Origin of the sequence: Streptomyces sp. NPDC059900 (assembly GCF_050270335.1) — a bacterium.
Taxonomy (GTDB): Bacteria; Actinomycetota; Actinomycetes; order Streptomycetales; family Streptomycetaceae; genus Streptomyces.
In genome coordinates this window covers 1-1,943 of record NZ_JBNNJZ010000965.1, presented here as the reverse complement: position 1 = coordinate 1,943, position 1,943 = coordinate 1, and the positions used below count along the sequence as shown (strand labels likewise).

The following is a 1,943-nucleotide window of genomic DNA, read 5'->3' as shown; positions in this document are numbered from 1 at the left end:
CGGGCCAGACAGATCACACGCGAGATCCATGACCGCGAACAACGTGCACTTGCACGCTGTGACATGGTCACAGCCCTGGCCGGAGCCGGGCCTGTACTGCAGGCGGAACTCCTGGCGAAAGCCCTGCGTACGGCCCGGAAGCTCCCACCCGAGGAGCACGAGGCCGTGCTGGAGCAAGTCGCGGCACACCTGCTTCACACCCCGTTGTCCCGGCGCAAGGTCCAGGCGCTCGCAGAGCAGGTCACCGAGCAAACACAGCACTTGCCCCCCTCCAAGTCCAGAAGTTCCTGGCTGTGCCGCCTGGCCAACCTGCTGATCGAGGTCGACTGCGACAGCGCTACGGAGCTAGCCCTGGAGGCTCTACACGAAGCCCGCAGCGACAAGGACAGTAATGACTTCAACGTGTACGCCAGGGACGCACTGATGGTCCTCGCGCTGACCGATGCCCGGCATTTCGAAGAGATTGTGCAGCTCCCATTGCCAGATGCCTCTCACACTGGCGGGATTGACTACACCTTGCACGAGGTCATCAGGAGCATGCTGGAACAGGCCCGCGACCTCGCTGCGGACGCCGCCTCTGACGATCCGGCCGGCACGCTGCCGCCCTTTTCCTTCCAGGACTATTACTGATCTTTGAGGTTCCTCGAGAGCTCGTGACAGAATCTGCGTGAGCCTTCCCTATCCGCTTCAGTGGTGACGATCCCGAGCCCGCTGACGCCCCGGCGCAGGGAGACGGCGATCACGGCGTGGGCCCGGGTGGCTGCGGCGAACGCACCGCCGGTCGCCGCGCGCCCCGGCGGCACCACCCCAAGAGTCCAGGCGCGCGTCGATAGCGCTGCCGCCCACCAGCCCTTCTTCCCTCGTTCACATCCCATGATCGGCATGGCTGCGAGGACACTACGAGCTCCCGCAAGGGTGTGCGGGACAACGATCACGCCTACGTGCGTTCGTAGTGTTCACGCGCGAGTTCTGCGAACGTCGCGAGCCAGTGATCGGTGGTGAAGTCACCGCTCTCGACGGCCGGGAGACCGGCGTCGAGGTGTTCCTGCGCGGCCTTGGCAAGCCGTTCGCGCACGACTCCCTGAGGCAGTGCGTTCGCGATCGCGCGCAGGGCGGCGGCGCGGGAGAGCGCGAGGCCGAGGAGGTGGCCGATCTGCGGGTCACTGTGATCGGAGACGAGGGGTACATCGAGCAGCGGACAGGGCCCACCGGTGGCGAGGGCGGGGAGGAAGCGGTCCAGCCAGGCGGCGAACTCCCGGGTGTTCAGCACGCGGCGCATCGCGTCGGCCTCCGTCAGGGACGGCGAGAGGAAGTCCTGGCCGGAGGGCTCCCAATGGGCGGGCGCATCGTGGTCGTCGACGAACCAGCCGCGCAGCCGCTCGCGTACGGCGTCGAGGGTGCGGGCCGGCAGCCCGGCCCGCTCTCCCGTGTCGAGGATCAGGCCGAGCGCGAAGGCGCTGTTGGCGTGGGCGCCGTGGCGCACGGGATACGTGGCCTTCGGCAGCCAGTCCGTCAGGAGGCGGTCGACCGCCTCCACGGCGGGGGCGAAGGCCTGCGCCCACTGCGTGCCGTGGCACTGCGCCGCGAGCGCGACCAGCCAGGCCCAGCCGTAGGGGCGCTCGAAGCTCGGGCGGCCGAGAAGGTATTGGGCCTCGGTGGCGAGGTGGGCGCGGGTGAGGTGCCGGTCGAGTACGTCGGTGTACGGGGCGGGGTCGTCGAGCGCGGGAAGCGTGCGCACCAGCAGCCAGTGCATGTGGACCGACGAGTGCCAGTCGTAGGCGCCGTAGAAGGCGGGGTGGAGGTCGCTCGGGCGCGGGGTGTCGTCCGGTGAAGCGGTCAGGTGCGCCGTGAAGTTGGGGTACTCGCGGGTGACGTTGGCTGCCGCCAGCTGGGCGGTTTCCTCCGGGGTGAGCATGGGGTCCTTTCGGTGGGGCGGGGTTGCG

General features: G+C 68.8%; 2 protein-coding genes. One reads left to right on the top strand and one right to left on the bottom strand.

Going from position 1 to position 1,943, the window contains the following annotated elements; translation table 11 throughout:
• Positions 1–630 (top strand): hypothetical protein (locus tag ACQKIP_RS46235; protein ID WP_427745745.1); only part of this gene is annotated, 630 nt, incomplete at its 5' end.
• 307 nt (positions 631–937) lie between these two features.
• Here the strand turns inward: ACQKIP_RS46235 and ACQKIP_RS46230 are convergent.
• Positions 938–1,915 (bottom strand): DUF2891 domain-containing protein, encoded by a 978-nt coding sequence (locus ACQKIP_RS46230; protein ID WP_365862022.1) that lies wholly within the window; start codon positions 1,913–1,915, stop codon positions 938–940.
• Between the last annotated feature and the right edge of the window lie 28 nt (positions 1,916–1,943).

Coding starts and splice junctions, on each gene's coding strand:
- ACQKIP_RS46230 (WP_365862022.1), bottom strand. CDS start 1,915: ATGCTCACCCCGGAGGAAACCGCCCAGCTGGCGGCAGCCAACGTCACC.